Origin of the sequence: Gramella sp. Hel_I_59, assembly GCF_006714895.1 — a bacterium.
Classification (GTDB): Bacteria; Bacteroidota; Bacteroidia; order Flavobacteriales; family Flavobacteriaceae; genus Christiangramia.
In genome coordinates this window covers 993,480-1,010,641 of the sequence record NZ_VFME01000001.1, presented here as the reverse complement: position 1 = coordinate 1,010,641, position 17,162 = coordinate 993,480, and the positions used below count along the sequence as shown (strand labels likewise).

Here is a 17,162-nt window from a genome sequence, read left to right as displayed (position 1 = left end):
ATTAGATTATTTTTAGTTGTTGGTTTCTACTGAAGAATTGGTTTTTGCTTCCTGAGCTTTGATCTTACTTAGCTCAGCTTTTGCTTCAGAAACAATATCCGGGTACTTCTGGAAGTTCTTGATCACATTCTCCAGAATATAAGTTGCCTGGTAAGCATCTCCCAGAGCGTAGAAGTTTTTGGCCATTAACACAAGGCCTTTGGCTCCCCACATTTTATATCCTGCAAAGTCTTTTGCCAGGATCTGTACAGCAGCATTCGAAGCTTCAAAATTCTTATCCCTGTTTTTGAAATAAGCGTCATAATACAATGCTTCCGCACCAAGTTCTCCTGTAGCAGTTTTCTGAACTTCTTTATAAGCAGATCTCGCTTTAGATTCATTCCCCGACTTGATAGCTGCTCTCGCAACCATAATTCTCGCATCGTTTCTAGCTTCAGTATCTGCTGTAGCATTACTTAATACTTTCTCAGCATATACATTGGCTTTTGCGAAGTTTCCAGTTTCATAATAAGACTTCATCAGGTTCTGCTGAGCAAACACAACATTTTCGTTAATATCTGCCTGGGTTTCCAGTTTTTCCAGCAAAGGAAGTGCCTGTGCATAATCCTTCTTCTCCAGGTAAATTTCAGATAAACGAGTAAGTGCCTGTTCGCTAAATTCGTTTTTAGGTTTTGAAGTAACATATCGATAATTAGCAATCGATTTATCCACTTTCCCATCACGATAATATAGCTGAGCGAGGTAGAAATTAGCATTAATCGAGTGAATCCCGTTCGGGAAATTCTGAACATACTTTTCAAAATTTGCCATTGCCTTCGCTGTATTGTTATTTAGATATTGATTTTCTGCTGCTTCATAAGTAGCATTATCAAGATCTGAATCACTTACTTCTACAAAGTCAATATTTCTTACCCAATCTGCATACTCATCAGTTCTACCTAGATCTACATAAACGTTTCTTGCGGTGGATACTGCTTGCTTAGCTTCAGGAGTATTAGGAAATTCAGCAACCACTTTTCTCAGTCTCTCCAATGCCTTATTACCATCATTTTTATTGTAGTAAATAAGCCCCTGTCTTAGCATCGCTTTGGGAACCAGTGCACTTTCCGGCACATCACGAATAAGTCTATTATACGATTGTATCGCCTGGTCTGTATTATTTGCAGCTACATACGTATTCCCCAACTCATACATCGCATCATCACGATATGGTGAGCGTGGGTAACGATTAATGAACCCATTCAATTCTTCCAGTTTGGTATCATTCCTATTTACGAAACCGTAGCTGATGGATTTCTGAAAAGCAGCATAATCTGCATTGCTTACTCCGTTATCAATAGCTTTTTGATAAGCTTCCATCGCTGGCCAGTATTGGCTGGTTACATAATAGGTATCCCCAAGTCTTAAAAGTGCATCATTCTTCTTTGCTCCTTCCGCAGAAGCTGAAGAGGCAAATGATTTAAAGTAGTTTACCGCCTGGGTATAATCGTTCTTCTTGAAATAAGCATACCCAATATTATAGTCCAGATCTTCATATTCCGGAGTATTTCGTGCAGCGCTCATTCCTTTAAATTCACGATATCCAAGAATGGCGTCATCCATTCTATTAATATTGTACTCACTTTCAGCTTTCCAGTAAGTAGCTTTTGCAGTGATATCCTGGTTTCTAGGTTCTTTTAGAGCCTTATCAAAATTCTTGATTGCTTCATAATACTCAGCTTCTTCGAAAAGTTCCAGTCCGTAGAAATATGCAACTTTCTGGTAAGCTTGTTTATCACTGAAGTTTCTGTTATTTTCCAGCAATCTCATCGCTTCTTCGTAATTTCTTGAAGTAATAAAGGAATCAATAAGTAGCGATTCCATTTCAGATTTATGTTCTGATGCTGGATAGGCATTTAGATAATTGATCAAAACCTGCGACGGACTTTCATAAGAATTCCCGATTTCGTAACTAAGTTTAGCGTAGTTGAAAAGAGCATCTTCTTTGATCTTTGCATCAAACTCCATTTCAGAAGCATTTTTGAAGGCGTTCAAAGCCTGTTGCTTCTGGTCACTCTCAAGATATGATTGCGCAAGGTGGTAGTAAGCGTTCTGTGCGATCGCATTTTTACCATCAACGATCTTATTAAATTCACTGATTGCCGCTTCATAATTACCCTGTTTGTAATAAGCGTAACCAAGCTGATAGTAATCTGTGTTATTCCATTTACCTTGAAGGCCATTATAACCTTTTAAGTAAGGAATTGCTTCCTGGTAGTTCCCAAGATTAAAATAGCTCTCTCCTATTATTTTATTTAACTGCGGAATCTCCTGTCGGTTAGCTTTTGGCAACTGCTCAAGTCCCTGTTCAATTGCTTTTTCGAAGTTTCCAAGTTTGAAGTTCATATCTGCCTGGAAATATGAAAGATCTTCGGTATACCGATCGTTTCCTTTTACTTCTTCGAAATATTCGTTGGCTTCCTCATAGTCATCACCTTCATAGGCGATATAACCAAGATAGTATTTAGCCTGTGCACCATATTCTTTGGAATCCCGAACGCGATTCAGGTAAGTTTGAGCCTCCTCGAATTGATTGGAACGAAAGTATGCATACCCATTGTTGAAGTAATATCTCTCCCTGTCCTTTTTGCTCATGGCATTTTCATCCACACGATCATACCACTTCCTGGAGAGCGCATATTTACCGGTTTGGAAATAATAGTCGGCTACATCAAGGTAAGCCGAATTGGTTTTTGTGCTGGTAGGATACCTGGTCACGAAATTCTCCATAAGCCTGTCAGCTCCTGGTTGATTAAGTCTCACCGCAGCATTGGCGATATAATACGCAGCATCTCCCTTGATCTTTTCATCATCGGTCTCGTCCATCACCTCGTCAAAAAGATTTTGAGCGGCGAGATATTGCTCATTATTATACAATTCCAGAGCCCGATTGAAGTCAACCAGATCATGTGTATAGGTAGCAGATTGCTGACAAATACCGGAAAATGAGAAGGATATGAAAACGACTAGCAGGTAAGCTTTTTTCAGTGTCATTTATGATGTTTTAGATTGGAAATCAAAGATAATTTAAAGCTTGATTCTATAACGTTGTTTAACTTCTATAATTATGTTAATGGTAAAAAAAGTATGTGGCTGCACCTTGAAAAATGTATATTTGAGCATAATTTTACCCGAATATTCAACGTTAGCAACCCATGTCTCAAACTGTACTTGAACTAAAAAACGCCGCGATCTATCAACGCGAAAGTCTTATTTTATCTGAAGTGGATGTCACCGTATACAAAGGTGATTTCGTTTACCTGATAGGAAAAACTGGTACTGGTAAAAGTAGCTTTATGAAGACATTGTACGGAGACCTGCCTTTAACAGAAGGTGAAGGAAGCATTGTAGATTATAATCTTCGAACTTTAAAGGAAAAGGATATTCCGTTTTTGAGACGTAAACTGGGAGTTGTCTTTCAGGATTTTAAATTGCTGACAGATCGTAATATAAAAGACAATCTGCTTTTTGTACTGAAGGCTACAGGCTGGAAAGACAAAAAAGGAATGGATAGTAAGATCGATGAAGTACTGGACAAAGTTGGAATGAAAACTAAAGGATTTAAATATCCTTACCAGCTTTCGGGTGGAGAACAGCAGCGTGTGGCTATTGCCCGCGCATTGTTGAACGATCCCGAATTGATCCTGGCAGATGAGCCTACCGGAAACCTGGATCCACAAACTTCTGTGGAAGTAATGGAAGTTTTACAGGAAATTAGCAAGAATGGTAACACTATTCTTATGGCTACTCATGATTACGCCTTATTACTGAAGTATCCTTCGAAAACCCTGAAGTGCGATGGCCAGAGAGTTTTCGAAGTAGTTCAGAAATCGGTTTAATGAATTTAGGTAAAGGGTCATATATACTTGCTGTACTTGCAGTGATTTTGATAGCGGCAAACTTCTGGCTCGCTTACCCTGATAATTTTGATACTACTTTTTTCCTGCTTACCATTTCGAATCTGTTTATTCTAATTTCTTCCATTATCAGCATCAGGAAGCTAAAAAAACAGGACTGATGCATCCGGATTTCAGAATTGAATTTTCACCAATATCCCTTGTTCACCCTAAGTTTTACTAATATAGCCATATATAACCCTTAAGCATAAAACCTTCATTATCAACAGATTAAACTTTGTTTAAAATTTAGTTAACTACGTTAGACAATATCAATTTTGAATCTATATTTATCTCATAATCAAAAACTTAAATATTATGAGAATTTTGTCTTCCTTCGGAATTGCCCTGCTAATGATTCTTTTTATTTCCTGCGAACAGGATCCAGTTTCAGATGAACTGAACACCGCAGATGCAAGTGCAAAAGCTTCTGTTGCTGCTCAGAAAAGTGACGAAAGCATTGCCGCTATCGTAGTACAGTTTGCTTCAGCTGAAGAGGACGCACAGTTCACCCTGCTTTTAGCTGCCTTGAATTACGCTGGAATCACTTCCCTATTCGCAGAATCTGATCAATATACAGTCTTCGCTCCTACCGATGCTGCTTTTGAGAGGTTTCTGGGAGATAATAGTTTAACAGACTTTACACCAGAACAGGTCGCTGCAATTCTTTCTTATCATGTTACTGAAGGGAGACGTTTCAGCAATAGTGTGGTGCCAAAGAATAAACCAAGAGAAATTGAGACTTTGCTAGGTCCTTCAATCTATGTCAACAGCTCTGCTGGAATTGATACTAACGATAGTGATATGGATACAGACGCTTCAATTCTTGTAGGTGCTGGCTTATTCGATATTCCAGCTAGCAATGGAGTGATTCATGTGATCGATGAAGTACTGGTTCCGGAACTATAATGCTCATAAAATCTACCATTTATAAAAGTCACCTTGGGGTGACTTTTTTATTTCTACTTTTCATTTCTGATCAAAACTTAAGTCAAGGCCTTCAGCAATTCATCCGAAACAAACCGAGATATCATCTGGAAGAATTTCAGAAATGATAATTTTCAGGAAACAGCTGAGTAAAAACTTCATTTTTATTAACTTGTATCCACTCAAATAAATTCATGGATATTTTAGGAATAGATATTGGCGGTTCCAGTTTGAAAGGAGCCATTGTAAACATGCAGACTGGATCATTGAAAACTGCCGTTCACAGAATTCCGACTCCAAAAGACCGCAAACCCGAAGGTATTATTAATGCCGTTTCTCAAATGGTTTCCTATTTCGATCATAAAGGACCTGTAGGCTGTGGTTTTCCAACCATAGTTAAAAAAGGTATTTGTAAACACGAAGGAAATTTGCACCTCGACTGGGTAGAAAAAGATATAGATCAGTTATTCGAAAGTGCTACCGGACTTGAGTTTAGTGTGATCAACGATGCAGATGCCGCCGGTCTGGCTGAAATAAATTTTGGAGCAGGAAAAGATCTTGATGGATTTGTACTTATGATCACTATTGGAACAGGCCTGGGCAGTGGTGCTTACCTTCGAGGTGAACTCATTCCAAATTTTGAACTGGGCCAGATCCCTTACAAAGAGTTCGAGAAAATTGAACAATGGGCGGCTTCTTCCATTAAGACCGAAGAAGGACTTAGCTACCAGGAATGGGGTGAAAGATTTAATACCTTCCTTGAATATGTCGAAAAAATTTTGAATCCAGATACGATCATTATTGGTGGCGGAATTTCAAATGACTGGGATAAATTTAAAGATCATCTAAAGATCAAAGTCCCTTTAATTCCTGCTGAACTTCGAAATGATTCCGGTATCCTGGGTGCAGCACTCGCAGCCTATTTAAAATATGCGAGGTAATCTCTTTCCGAAATACTTCAAAATTTTGCTATTTTCAAAAACTTCAGATGAAAACCAGGATTTTTATACACTTCCGAAGAAAGATTACTCCTTTGCCATAGCGTGCTGACTCTTTTTTAAATTCATTTGAACTACAGCAAGCAGGATCAAACCTATTCCCAGCCACTGTGCAAGATCTACCTGCTCATTCAGTAAAAAGTATGCCATCAAAACAGCGGCAGGTAATTCAATAGACGAAATGATCGCTCCAAGACCCACATCAATTTTCGGCATTCCAGCTGTATATAACAACGGAGGCAGAATAGTTCCAAATAAGGCTAATATTAATCCCCAGTTCAGGAAGATACTGGTGTTGAACTCGACGATCAGGTAAGGCAACGTAATGATACTTACTACTATAAAACCACCTAGCATCATCCATAAACTTCGTTTTAGAGAATGCATTTCCAGAGAAACCGTATTAGAACAATAAATTGTTCCGGTGTAGGACATGGCAGCCAGCACTCCCCAGCCTATTCCTCTCCAGTCTATCTCAAATGAATCTTTAAAAACATTAGTGACCAGTAGCGTCCCTGTAAGAATCGCAATTACTGCAAGAATCTTTTTAGTACCTGGTTTTTTACGTTTCATGATGGCTTCCAGGACAACACCCATCCAAACACTTTGCATCAACATTACGATCCCAATAGAAACCGGTATATATTTGACCGCGAGATAATAGAAAAAACTGGTTAGACCTAATGTTGTTCCAGCCGCGATCAATTTCAATTTACTGCGGTTCCTGGAAGTTCCGGTTTCAGCATTATCCTTCTTGCGTACAAAAAGATTTATAAGTAAAAGTCCCAGTAGACCAAGGGCCATTTGTGAAAAGGTTACCTCATAAGAAGTATAACCATCTTCATAGGCTAATTTCACGAAAGTGGTAAGCATCCCGTAGCTACAAGCTCCAAGCGCTACCAGAATTGATCCTTTAAGTACAGATTTATCCATGTATTTTTAAACAATAAAGTTTAGAGCATTCCATAGTTCGCAGAATACTCCTGCAAGCTTATTTTGAAACTCAGGCGAAAATTTTGCATGAAAAAGCCCACCTTACGGCAGGCTTTTCAAAATTATAGTTGATAAGATTATACGATCTTATTTCTCTTACGTTCGTTTTCAGTAAGGTAGATCTTTCTTAGTCTCAAGTGCTGTGGAGTTACCTCTACATACTCATCTTTCTGAATGTATTCTAAAGCTTCTTCCAAAGAGAACTTAATCGCAGGAACGATCTTCGCTTTATCGTCTGCTCCTGAAGAACGTACGTTAGAAAGCTTTTTAGTTTTAGTGATATTCACCGCCATATCATCCTGACGCGAGTTTTCACCAATTACCTGACCTTCGTAAATATCCTCACCCGGATCTACGAAGAACTTACCTCTATCCTGAAGCTTATCGATAGAATAAGGAATTGCTTTTCCTTTTTCCATAGAAACTAAAGAACCGTTCTGTCTTTCAGGAATTCCACCTTTAAGTGGCTGGTATTCTTTGTATCTGTGCGCCATGATCGCCTCACCTGCAGTAGCAGTAAGCAACTGGTTTCTTAGACCAATAATACCTCTTGAAGGAATAAGGAATTGAATATTCATTCGCTCTCCTTTTGCTTCCATAGAAAGCATCTCCCCTTTTCTCATAGTTACCATTTCCACGGCTTTTCCAGAAACATCTTCCGGAAGATCGATCGTAAGCTCTTCAATTGGCTCACATTTCACTCCGTCAATTTCTTTGATAATTACCTGTGGCTGACCAATTTGAAGTTCGTAACCTTCACGTCTCATTGTTTCAATAAGAACAGATAAGTGAAGTACACCTCTACCAAAGACCATGAATTTATCTGCACTATCGGTTTCGTTAACACGAAGTGCAAGGTTCTTCTCAAGTTCTTTGTACAGTCTCTCTTTGATATGTCTTGAAGTCACAAACTTTCCGTCTTTTCCGAAGAAAGGAGAATCATTAATTGTGAAAAGCATGCTCATTGTAGGCTCATCGATAGCGATCGTCTTAAGTCCTTCAGGATTTTCAAGATCGGCAACAGTATCACCAATTTCGAATCCTTCCAGTCCAACGATAGCACAAATATCACCTGCTTGTACTTCTTCGATCTTTCTACGGCCTAAACCTTCGAAAGTATGTAATTCTTTAATTCTTGTTTTCTTAATGCTTCCATCACGCTTCACTAAAGAAACCTGCTGACCTTCAGTCAAAGTTCCTCTTTGTAATCTACCAATCGCGATACGACCTGTAAATGAAGAGAAATCCAGAGAAGTGATCAACATTTGAGGAGAACCTTCAAGATCTACTTTAGGTGCAGGAATATGTTCCATTACCATATCAAGTAGCGGCTCAATATTTTCAGTTTCATTTCTCCAGTCGTCACTCATCCAGTTGTTCTTGGCAGAACCGTAAACTGTTGGGAAATCCAACTGCCACTCTTCAGCACCAAGTTCGAACATTAGGTCAAAAACCTTCTCATGAACTTCTTCAGGAGTACAGTTTTCTTTGTCCACTTTGTTTACAACCACACAAGGTTTTAAACCAAGATCGATCGCTTTTTGCAAAACGAATCTAGTCTGTGGCATAGGACCTTCAAAAGCATCTACTAATAAAAGAACACCATCTGCCATGTTTAGAACACGTTCTACCTCACCACCAAAATCGGCGTGACCAGGAGTATCAATGATATTTATCTTCGTGTCTTTATAAACAACAGAAACGTTCTTGGAAGTAATCGTGATTCCACGCTCTCTTTCAAGATCATTGTTGTCCAGGATAAGATCACCTGTAGATTGGTTATCACGGAACAATTCACAGTGATACATTATTTTATCAACCAGGGTCGTCTTACCGTGGTCAACGTGTGCGATAATCGCGATATTTCTAATAGCTGTCATGAAGCCTTATTTTTAAGGCTGCAAATGTACGTCTATTTTTCGCTAATCCATCGTATCTTTAAAAGATTTTAATTTGCTGATTATCAATTATTTTAATCTGTATACTATTCTTATTTTCTTCTTCTTAAATATGGAAAAAGCTTAAACATTCCAGAAAAGACAATTTCGAGCAAAATTCATTCAATTTATTGCTCATCTGCAGAAGGTCCATATGTTGAGGGAACCGGTAAGTCCAGTAATCGAAAATAAACACCCAGTTGCGCCCTGTGATGCGGAAATTGATTCATCACGATAGTCTGTAAAACATTAAACTTAGGCATCTCCATCAAAATCTCACCATCCTTTGTCATTTTCCAGTTTTCCTGGTAAGCTTCGTCTGGTTTCTGTAAAGCTTTCATGGCTTCTTCGGAATTTTTCTGAAGCGTTGCGATAATTTCTGAAACAGTCGATTCTGAAGGTGCTTTATATCCTGAAAGATCCATACTGCCATAATCCATGGTGCCACTAATCCAGGTTGGTATTTCCGCTAGGTGATTTGCGAGCTCTTTGATGCTCATAGACTTGTCATGAGGTTTCCAGTTCATTTTATCATCTGGAATACGCTCCAGGAATTTAATAGTAAGTGCCGTTTCCTGTTTCAACTGCGGAATAAGAAATTCATGGATCTTCATAAGCTTAATTTAATAGTTAATTCTTTCTAAATTAAAGCTTTTCCAGCTAAGATTGAGCAAAATCGGGTTCTCCCAATTTTTTGATGCGAAATTAATTGAACTATCTTTGCAAAAAACCGAAGAAATGGAACTGAGTAAAATTCCGCAGTTAAAACATAGTGATTCTAATAATTTCTTTCTACTTGCAGGTCCGTGTGCAATCGAAGGGGAAGAAATGGCTTTGCGAATTGCCGAAAAGGTGGTGGAGATCACTTCTAAACTGGAGATCCCTTATATATTCAAAGGTTCTTTTAAAAAGGCAAACCGTAGTCGAATTGATAGTTTTACCGGAATTGGAGATGAGAAGGCTTTAAAGATCTTACGAAAGGTTTCTGAAACTTTTGAGATTCCTACAGTGACCGATATTCACGAAGTAAGCGATGCCAAAATGGCTGCTGAATATGTGGATGTACTGCAAATTCCTGCATTTCTGGTTAGACAGACAGATCTTGTAGTTGCAGCGGCAGAAACTGGCAAAGTGGTGAACTTAAAGAAAGGACAGTTTATGAGTCCGGAATCCATGAAGCATGCTGTTACTAAGGTTACTGATTGTAATAACGGACAGGTGATGGTCACAGATCGTGGAACCATGTTCGGTTATCAGGATATGATCGTGGATTTTCGAGGAATTCCTACGATGAGAGAATTTGCTCCAACAGTACTTGATGTTACCCACTCCTTACAACAACCAAATCAAAGCTGTGGTGTAACAGGAGGCCGACCAGATATGATCGAAACGATCGCTCGTGCCGGAGTGGTGAATCATGTTGACGGACTTTTCATCGAAACTCATTTTGATCCCGCAAATGCAAAAAGTGATGGTGCAAATATGCTCGATCTGGCTTACCTGGAGAATCTTTTGAGCAATCTGGTAAGTATTCGAAAAACCATTAATTCATTCTAAAACTTTGAAAACCGCCGTCCAGCGGTTTCTTTTTTTAAATCATAAGCGGAAAATCTTCAGATATTCCTGTAACTTAGGATAGCCTAATAAATATAGATCAATGGTTTACACGAAATTCTATCAGAGTTTACTGGTAGCACTTACCTTATGTTTTTTCAGCTCAGGTTATTCACAGGAAAAACTTGAAGTTGATATTGGCGGGGCACTGCGCTTTAATTACAACCTTTCTTCCTGGAAAGAAGGACAGAAAGATCGAGGTGGAGATTTTGGATATGACCTATTCAGATTGAATGTAAATGGAGCATACCAGGGAATCTATGTAGATGCAGAATATAGATTTTATTCTGAAGCTTTCGGTGGAGATTTCCTGAAACACGGAGTCGTTGGTTATGAATTAAATGAGAATAGTAAGATAGAAGCTGGTCTTGCAAAAGTCCCTTTTGGAATCGAACGCTATAACTCCAATAACTTTTTTCTGAATCTTCCATATTATGTGGGTCTGGAGGATGATTACGATATGGGAATTACCTATACCTATGAGAATGATGATTATGAGTATCATCTTGGATTCTTCAAAAATTCTGAAGAATTGCGATTTGGAAGTAATTCTGAAAATTCTTCAAACAGGTATTCTTATGATATCGTTGGTAGAAATAAAGAGATCAACCAGGTAAATGGTAAATTCATCTGGAAGCCATTAGGAACCAAAAAACACCGGGTTGGTGCCTCTGCAAAGTATGGTGGCATCTATAATCTGGATACCGAAGAAATTGGTGATCGGTATGCCTTTGCGATCCATCACCAGTATCACACTGAAGACTGGCTAATTAAAACTCAAATTTTAACTGCCGGATTTAATCCGATTAATGCTCCCGGTGAACCAAGAAATAAGTTATTACTCGGAGCTTATGGTGTTCCTTATGAGACCGCAGCCAAATTCGAGATTTACACTCTCGGGATTTCCAGATATATAGACATCGATACAAAGTTGTTCAAACATCTGGAAATTTATAATGATTTCGGCTTTATGGATAAAAGAGAAAAAGGTTTCACCGATTCCTTCATGAATGTTACAGGTGTATTATTCAGCTCTGGTCCAATTTATTGCTTTGTTGACTATGCCGCAGGTTACAATCATTCCTGGCTTGGAGGGAATTTCGCCGACGATTTTGGAGTTGGAAATCCCGATGCCAAATGGGAAGCACGATTCAACATCAACATTGGATATTACTTCTAAAATTTCAGAATTAACTGTTTAGATATAACAATACAGAATGCTAAAAACTACTTCTTCTAGCTTGCTTTTAATGATGCTATTTGCATTCATGAGCAGCGAGTCTTCTTATGCTCAGGAAGATCCCGAATTGAAGATTGGCGGTGCGCTTAGATTCAATTACAATCTATCCTCCTGGAAAGAAGGACAGAAAGACCGTGGCGGTGATTTTGGATACGACATGTTCCGGGTTAACGTAAATGGATCTTACCAGGGAATTTATGTGGACGCAGAATACAGATTATATTCCCGATCCTTTGGTGGAGGTTTTCTAAAGCAAGGCTGGCTGGGATATCGGTTCAATGATCTGGAGGAAATTCAGGTTGGATTAACACAGGTTCCCTTTGGAATTCAGCAATATAATTCTCACAATTGGTTTTTCAATCTTACCTATTATTTCGGCTTAGAAGATGATCATGATATGGGTGTTAAATATGTTCATATTGATGATAAGTTCGAATATAATCTGGCTTTCTTTAAAAATGCTGAAGAATTGCGCTTCGGTGGAACTTCTGAAGTTTCTCCAGATAGATACTCTTATGATGTCGTTGGTAGAAATAAAGAGGTAAATCAATTCAACGGAAAGCTAATCTATAAATTTGGTGATTCCATCAAAAACAGACTGGGAACTTCCGTTCAATATGGAGGTTTATACAATCTAGACACAGAAAAAACAGGAACTCATTACGGGTTGGCATTACATTATGAAATGTTCTATAAGAACTGGAACCTGAAGCTACAGGCGATGAATATAGACCATGATCCTGAAAATTTACCGGGTGAATCCAGAGAGATCATCAAAATGGGAGCTTACGGCTTTCCTTACGAAGTAGCATCAGACTTTAATATTTATACGATTGCGGTTTCTAAAAGCATTCCGGTAGAACTTGGACCTATTAGCAATATTCAGTTCTATAATGATTTTGGATATCAGGATAAGAAAGTAAGTAGTTTTGAAGATTCGTTCATGAATGTCACAGGAATGCTTATCACCGCAGGCCAGGTCTATACATATGTAGATTATGCCGCCGGTTATAACCAATCCTGGCTGGGAGGAAATTTTGTAGATGACTTCTCCACAGGGAATCCCGATGCAAAATGGGAAGCCCGATTTAATATTAACATAGGATATTACTTTTAATCAGACTTAAATTAATTTATGGCTAAAAAAGTTACCAGAAGCGACGAAAAGAAATCAATATTTGGACTTGAAGTGAACGGTCCGGTATTTTTTACTTCTACCGCTATCATTATTGCAATTATTACGCTCACGCTTATTTTCAATAAACAAGCAGAAAGTTTTTTTAGCGATCTCCAGCTTGGAGTTGCCGAAAATGCCGACTGGTTTTTTATTCTTTCCATTAATATATTCCTGGTGTTCCTTATTTATTTAGCAGCATCAAAATTTGGAAATATGAGAATTGGTGGACAGGGCGCCAAACCAGAATTTAAAACCGGTTCCTGGTTCGCTATGTTATTTAGCGCAGGGATGGGAATAGGACTTCTTTTCTTTGGAGTTGGTGAACCTGTGATGCATTTTAACAGTCCACCTACTGAAGCTGCCGGAACTGCCGCAGCAGCTCAGGAAGCAATGAATTTCACGTTTCTACACTGGGGATTTCATGCCTGGGCAGTTTATGCGCTTGTAGGCTTATCCTTAGCGTATTTCACTTATTCCCGTGGATTACCACTTACCATCAGATCTATTTTCTATCCATTTCTTGGAGACAGGATCTATGGTAGAATTGGAGATGTGATTGATATTTTTGCTGTTCTAGCTACATTATTTGGCCTCGCGACTTCGTTAGGTTTTGGAGTACAGCAGATCGCTTCAGGTTTAAACCATGTCTTTGGACTACCAGATGGTATTACGACACAAGTTATAATTATTGGAATTGTTACTTTGATCGCAACTACTTCCGTAGTGCTGGGTGTGGATAAAGGAGTAAAAATCCTGAGTGAATGGAATATGCGGATTGCTGTCGTTCTATTAGTGCTTGCATTAATATTAGGACCAACACTTTTTATATTCAGAAGTTTTGTAGAGAACACAGGAAGCTATTTATATAATTTCCTTGAAATTTCCACGTGGAGTGAAACCTATACCAATGGAACCTGGCAAAATGACTGGACCGTATTTTATTGGGGCTGGTGGATTGGATGGTCTCCTTTCGTAGGAATGTTCATCGCCAGAATCTCCAAAGGAAGAACGATTCGGGAATTTATTCTAGGTGTGCTACTGGTCCCAGCAATTGTCACATTTTTCTGGATGTCTGCCTTTGGAAGTGTAGCTATTGAACAGATCATGTCTGGCAATAACGTTCTAAGCGAAGCAGTTAATGCAGATATTGCTACTGCCCTCTTTGTATTTTTCCAGGATTACCCATTATCGATGGTAATTAACGTGGTCGCTATATTACTTATTGCAGGTTTCTTTATCACATCTTCAGATTCCGGATCACTGGTGATTGATAGTTTGACCACTGGTGGAAAGATCGATGCTCCGGTTGGACAACGAATTTTCTGGGCGGTGACTGAAGGTGCTGTGGCAGCCGTGCTTCTTATTGGAGGTGGCTTGCAGGCATTACAGACCGCAACCATTGTCACCGGGCTTCCCTTCGCCATTATTCTTATGGTCATGTGCTATTCTTTGTATAAAGGATTGAAGGAAGATCATGAGCAAATGGAAGAAAAGAAATCTGAAAAGCAGATGAAGAATTATGAAGAGATCGTTTCTGAAATTGTACAGAAGCGTAATGTTAAGAATGAAAATAAAACCAATCAGTAATGAAGAAAGTCAACAACATTCTGGTAGCTCTGGATTTGAGCACAATAGATGACACACTCATTCAATATGCATCTTTCCTGGCCGATACTCTGAAGCCTGAGAAGATATATTTTGTACATAATATTAAAAAGTATGAGATTTCTGAAATCTTTCAGGAACAACTGAAGGATCTGGATCTGGAGACCATGATCAGTGATGAGCTGGACGAGAAGGTTGCTCAGCATTTTTCAGCTTCAACCGAATTTGAAGTTTTAATTTCCGAAGATCCATATACCGAAAGTCTTATGAGCTATGTGGTTCATAAATACGCCATCGATCTTGTAGTGGTAGGTAAGAAAAAAATCACCGAAGGTTCAGGAGGAATTTCAGAAAAACTGATGAAAACTTTAAAATGTGATATCGTCTCTGTTCCTGAGAATTCTTTGGGCAGTATGAATAACATTTGGGTTGGAACAGATTTTTCCCGCGAGTCGGCTAAATCATTTGAAACAGCCTCTATGCTCGCAAATTATACCGGAGCCGGAGTTTCGTCCATCCATGTGTATTCTATTCCTATTCAATTTACACCATATATTGAGAAGGATGCGATGTTGCCAAAGATTCAAAAACATAGCCAGGAAAAGTTCGATAAATTCCTGAAGAGATACCTTATTACAGATACTACTACAAAGATTTTTCGGGCAAAAGATGCAAGTGTCGCAGAACGTCTTGTACTGGAATCTGATAAAGAGCAGGCAGATCTTATGGTAATTGCCAGTAAAGGGAACAATGTCTTTTCATCGTTGCTTGTAGGAAGTGTAGCAGGTGAGCTTTTCAAAATGAAGCGAAATATCCCAATCTGGATCTCAAAATAGATTTTTAATATTTAATAGAATAAAGCGTAATGATTTAACGATATCAGTTATTTCATTACGCTTTATACATTTCATTACCTAAACTATTGTTAATCAATTAACAATACACTTGCATTTCTCCTAATTTCATTCGGTCTAACTAATCAAACAAATTATGAGAAACGAATTGGAAAATATTGCAGACAGGATTAGCGACTTTCTGCCAGATTTATTAGGTGCTTTGCTGGTCTTATTGATCGGTTGGCTTATTGCCAAAGGCATCAAAGCGGTCATTGTACGCTTACTGAAAAAAACTCGCTGGGATGAGCGCGTCTTCGGAAAAGGTAAGATTGAGGATACGAACGTCTTTCTTGCCAACATTGTGTACTATGTTATCATGATCATTGTGATCCTGATTGTCCTGGAAATTCTAGGTGTGGATCAGGTGCTGACTCCGCTGGAAAATATGGTAAGTGAATTTCTTGGCTTTATCCCGAACATGGTAGCAGCCATACTTATTGGATTTATCGGGTATATCCTGGCAAAATTTGTCTCTAATCTTATCAATATTGGAGGAACTTTTCTGGATAGAATGGTAGATAAAACAGGTTTTAAGGATACCGATAAACTGATCAATATTCTTAAGAAAGTTGTATTTATCGTAATCTTTATTCCATTCCTTATCCAGGCATTTAATGCTTTAGGTTTGGACGCGATTTCGGGTCCTGCAAATGATATTCTTGCAGATTTCACAGCACTTATTGGTGAGATCCTGATCGCTGCAATTATTCTGGCTGTGTTTATCTGGGGTGGAAAATATCTTGCAAACTTCCTGGAAGATCTATTTAGAAGTATGGGACTGGACCGCGCTGCGGAAAAGATACAGATCCATAACATGATCGGGAAAGACCAGTCACTTTCTAAAATGGTGGCTAACCTGGTATATTTTTTCCTTGTTTTCTTCGGAATTATCACCGCTGTTGAAATTATAGGACTTACTCAATTAACAGAGATCCTTGACCAGATTCTTGTTCTAACTGGACAGATCTTATTCGGATTAATCATTCTTGCGGTAGGGAATTATATCTCGCTGCTTATTTACAACAGTATGAGTAAGGCGAACGGAAGTAATTTCGTAGCAAAGATAGTTCGCTGGGCTTCTTTTGCATTGTTCCTTGCAATCGCACTAGAAACTATGGGAATAGCCAACGAGATCGTAGAACTTGCTTTTGGTCTAACACTTGGAGCGATTGCCGTAGCGGTAGCGCTGAGTTATGGACTTGGTGGACGCGAAGCTGCCGGCGAGCATTTTAAAGAGATCGTGCAGAAACTGAAGGATGACAACTCCAACATTCAACATGGTGGAAATACGAATCCGCCTCATAACCCAGGAACAGGCGGAATGACTGGAAACACCAGACAGGATGAAAATACCGGAACAAGACCGGGAAATATAAATGATCCTGCAAATCCAAACAGGCCAGATAATCCCTCCCCGGGAAGGTCTGATGAAAACAGGCTGGATCTGTAATCCAGATTTAGAATAAAAAACCCGCAAATTTTGCGGGTTTTTTTGTTTCATACAGTAAGGCATAAATACTTAACTTTATTGAAAGGAATTATAATTTCAGCAAAATGAGAACTAAAGATCTATCTGTTACTTTATTTGTAGTAGTAACAATTTCACTCATTCCCTTATTGGCTATGCAATTTACCAATGAAGTAAATTGGAGTGGTTTTGATTTTTTAGTGATAGGAAGTCTCTTATTTCTTAGCGGACTTGCTATTCAATTTGTACGTCATAAACTAAAAAGCCGAAAACAGAGAATTATTGCTAGCTCGGCGATTCTTATATTACTTTTCATCATCTGGGCAGAACTTGCAGTCGGAATTTTTGGCACCCCTTTCGCTGGTAGTTAAA

The 17,162-nt window shown here is 38.7% G+C and carries 15 protein-coding genes; 11 read left to right on the top strand and 4 right to left on the bottom strand.

Annotated elements, in window-relative coordinates:
- Positions 1–12: 12 nt before the first annotated feature.
- Positions 13–3,033 (bottom strand): tetratricopeptide repeat protein, encoded by a 3,021-nt coding sequence (locus JM79_RS04600; protein WP_141877024.1) that lies wholly within the window; start codon positions 3,031–3,033, stop codon positions 13–15.
- A 161-nt stretch (positions 3,034–3,194) separates the two neighbouring features.
- On the opposite strand from JM79_RS04600, the gene JM79_RS04595 reads away from it, so the two are divergent.
- The 4 genes from JM79_RS04595 to ppgK all read left to right on the top strand — a co-directional run bounded on the left by JM79_RS04595 (position 3,195) and on the right by ppgK (position 5,803).
- Positions 3,195–3,878 (top strand): ATP-binding cassette domain-containing protein, encoded by a 684-nt coding sequence (locus JM79_RS04595; protein ID WP_141877023.1) that lies wholly within the window; start codon positions 3,195–3,197, stop codon positions 3,876–3,878.
- Positions 3,878–4,057, top strand: a complete 180-nt coding sequence (locus JM79_RS04590) for a hypothetical protein (RefSeq protein WP_141877022.1) — start codon at positions 3,878–3,880, stop codon at positions 4,055–4,057. Before JM79_RS04595 ends, JM79_RS04590 begins: the two co-directional genes overlap by 1 nt.
- Before the next feature lie 196 nt (positions 4,058–4,253).
- Positions 4,254–4,844: a fasciclin domain-containing protein gene (locus JM79_RS04585; RefSeq protein WP_141877021.1), complete on the top strand. Its 591-nt coding sequence runs from the start codon at positions 4,254–4,256 to the stop codon at positions 4,842–4,844.
- Between the two features lie 212 nt (positions 4,845–5,056).
- A complete protein-coding gene (ppgK, locus tag JM79_RS04580; protein ID WP_141877020.1) occupies positions 5,057–5,803 on the top strand; it encodes a polyphosphate--glucose phosphotransferase in 747 nt (248 codons plus the stop codon).
- A gap of 84 nt (positions 5,804–5,887) precedes the next feature.
- Here ppgK and JM79_RS04575 read toward each other — a convergent pair whose 3' ends face one another.
- From JM79_RS04575 to JM79_RS04565, 3 genes are all read right to left on the bottom strand, one after another.
- Positions 5,888–6,793, bottom strand: coding sequence for a DMT family transporter (locus JM79_RS04575; RefSeq protein WP_141877019.1), 906 nt, complete (start codon positions 6,791–6,793; stop codon positions 5,888–5,890).
- Positions 6,794–6,930: 137 nt separating this feature from the next.
- Positions 6,931–8,733: a translational GTPase TypA gene (typA, locus tag JM79_RS04570; RefSeq protein ID WP_141877018.1), complete on the bottom strand. Its 1,803-nt coding sequence runs from the start codon at positions 8,731–8,733 to the stop codon at positions 6,931–6,933.
- A 185-nt stretch (positions 8,734–8,918) separates the two neighbouring features.
- The gene (locus JM79_RS04565; RefSeq protein WP_141877017.1) at positions 8,919–9,404 is read right to left on the bottom strand and encodes a DinB family protein; all 486 of its coding nucleotides are present in this window, start codon (positions 9,402–9,404) and stop codon (positions 8,919–8,921) included.
- Between the two features lie 124 nt (positions 9,405–9,528).
- Between JM79_RS04565 and kdsA the strand changes: the two genes are divergently transcribed.
- The 7 genes from kdsA (at position 9,529) to JM79_RS04530 (ending at position 17,161) form a co-directional block, all read left to right on the top strand.
- The gene (gene kdsA / locus JM79_RS04560) at positions 9,529–10,347 is read left to right on the top strand and encodes a 3-deoxy-8-phosphooctulonate synthase (RefSeq protein WP_141877016.1); all 819 of its coding nucleotides are present in this window, start codon (positions 9,529–9,531) and stop codon (positions 10,345–10,347) included.
- Between the two features lie 100 nt (positions 10,348–10,447).
- A complete protein-coding gene (locus JM79_RS04555; protein ID WP_141877015.1) occupies positions 10,448–11,584 on the top strand; it encodes a porin in 1,137 nt (378 codons plus the stop codon).
- Between the two features lie 70 nt (positions 11,585–11,654).
- The gene (locus JM79_RS04550) at positions 11,655–12,761 is read left to right on the top strand and encodes a hypothetical protein (RefSeq protein WP_141879174.1); all 1,107 of its coding nucleotides are present in this window, start codon (positions 11,655–11,657) and stop codon (positions 12,759–12,761) included.
- Positions 12,762–12,779: 18 nt separating this feature from the next.
- Complete coding sequence (locus tag JM79_RS04545) at positions 12,780–14,408, top strand: BCCT family transporter (protein WP_141877014.1); 1,629 nt, start codon at positions 12,780–12,782, stop codon at positions 14,406–14,408.
- Positions 14,408–15,262, top strand: a complete 855-nt coding sequence (locus JM79_RS04540; protein WP_141877013.1) for a universal stress protein — start codon at positions 14,408–14,410, stop codon at positions 15,260–15,262. The genes JM79_RS04545 and JM79_RS04540 overlap by 1 nt, the downstream gene beginning before the upstream one ends.
- A gap of 154 nt (positions 15,263–15,416) precedes the next feature.
- Positions 15,417–16,772: a mechanosensitive ion channel gene (locus tag JM79_RS04535; protein ID WP_141877012.1), complete on the top strand. Its 1,356-nt coding sequence runs from the start codon at positions 15,417–15,419 to the stop codon at positions 16,770–16,772.
- Positions 16,773–16,876: 104 nt separating this feature from the next.
- On the top strand, positions 16,877–17,161 hold the full coding sequence (locus JM79_RS04530; protein WP_141877011.1) for a hypothetical protein: 285 nt from the start codon (positions 16,877–16,879) through the stop codon (positions 17,159–17,161).
- Position 17,162: the final 1 nt, after the last annotated feature.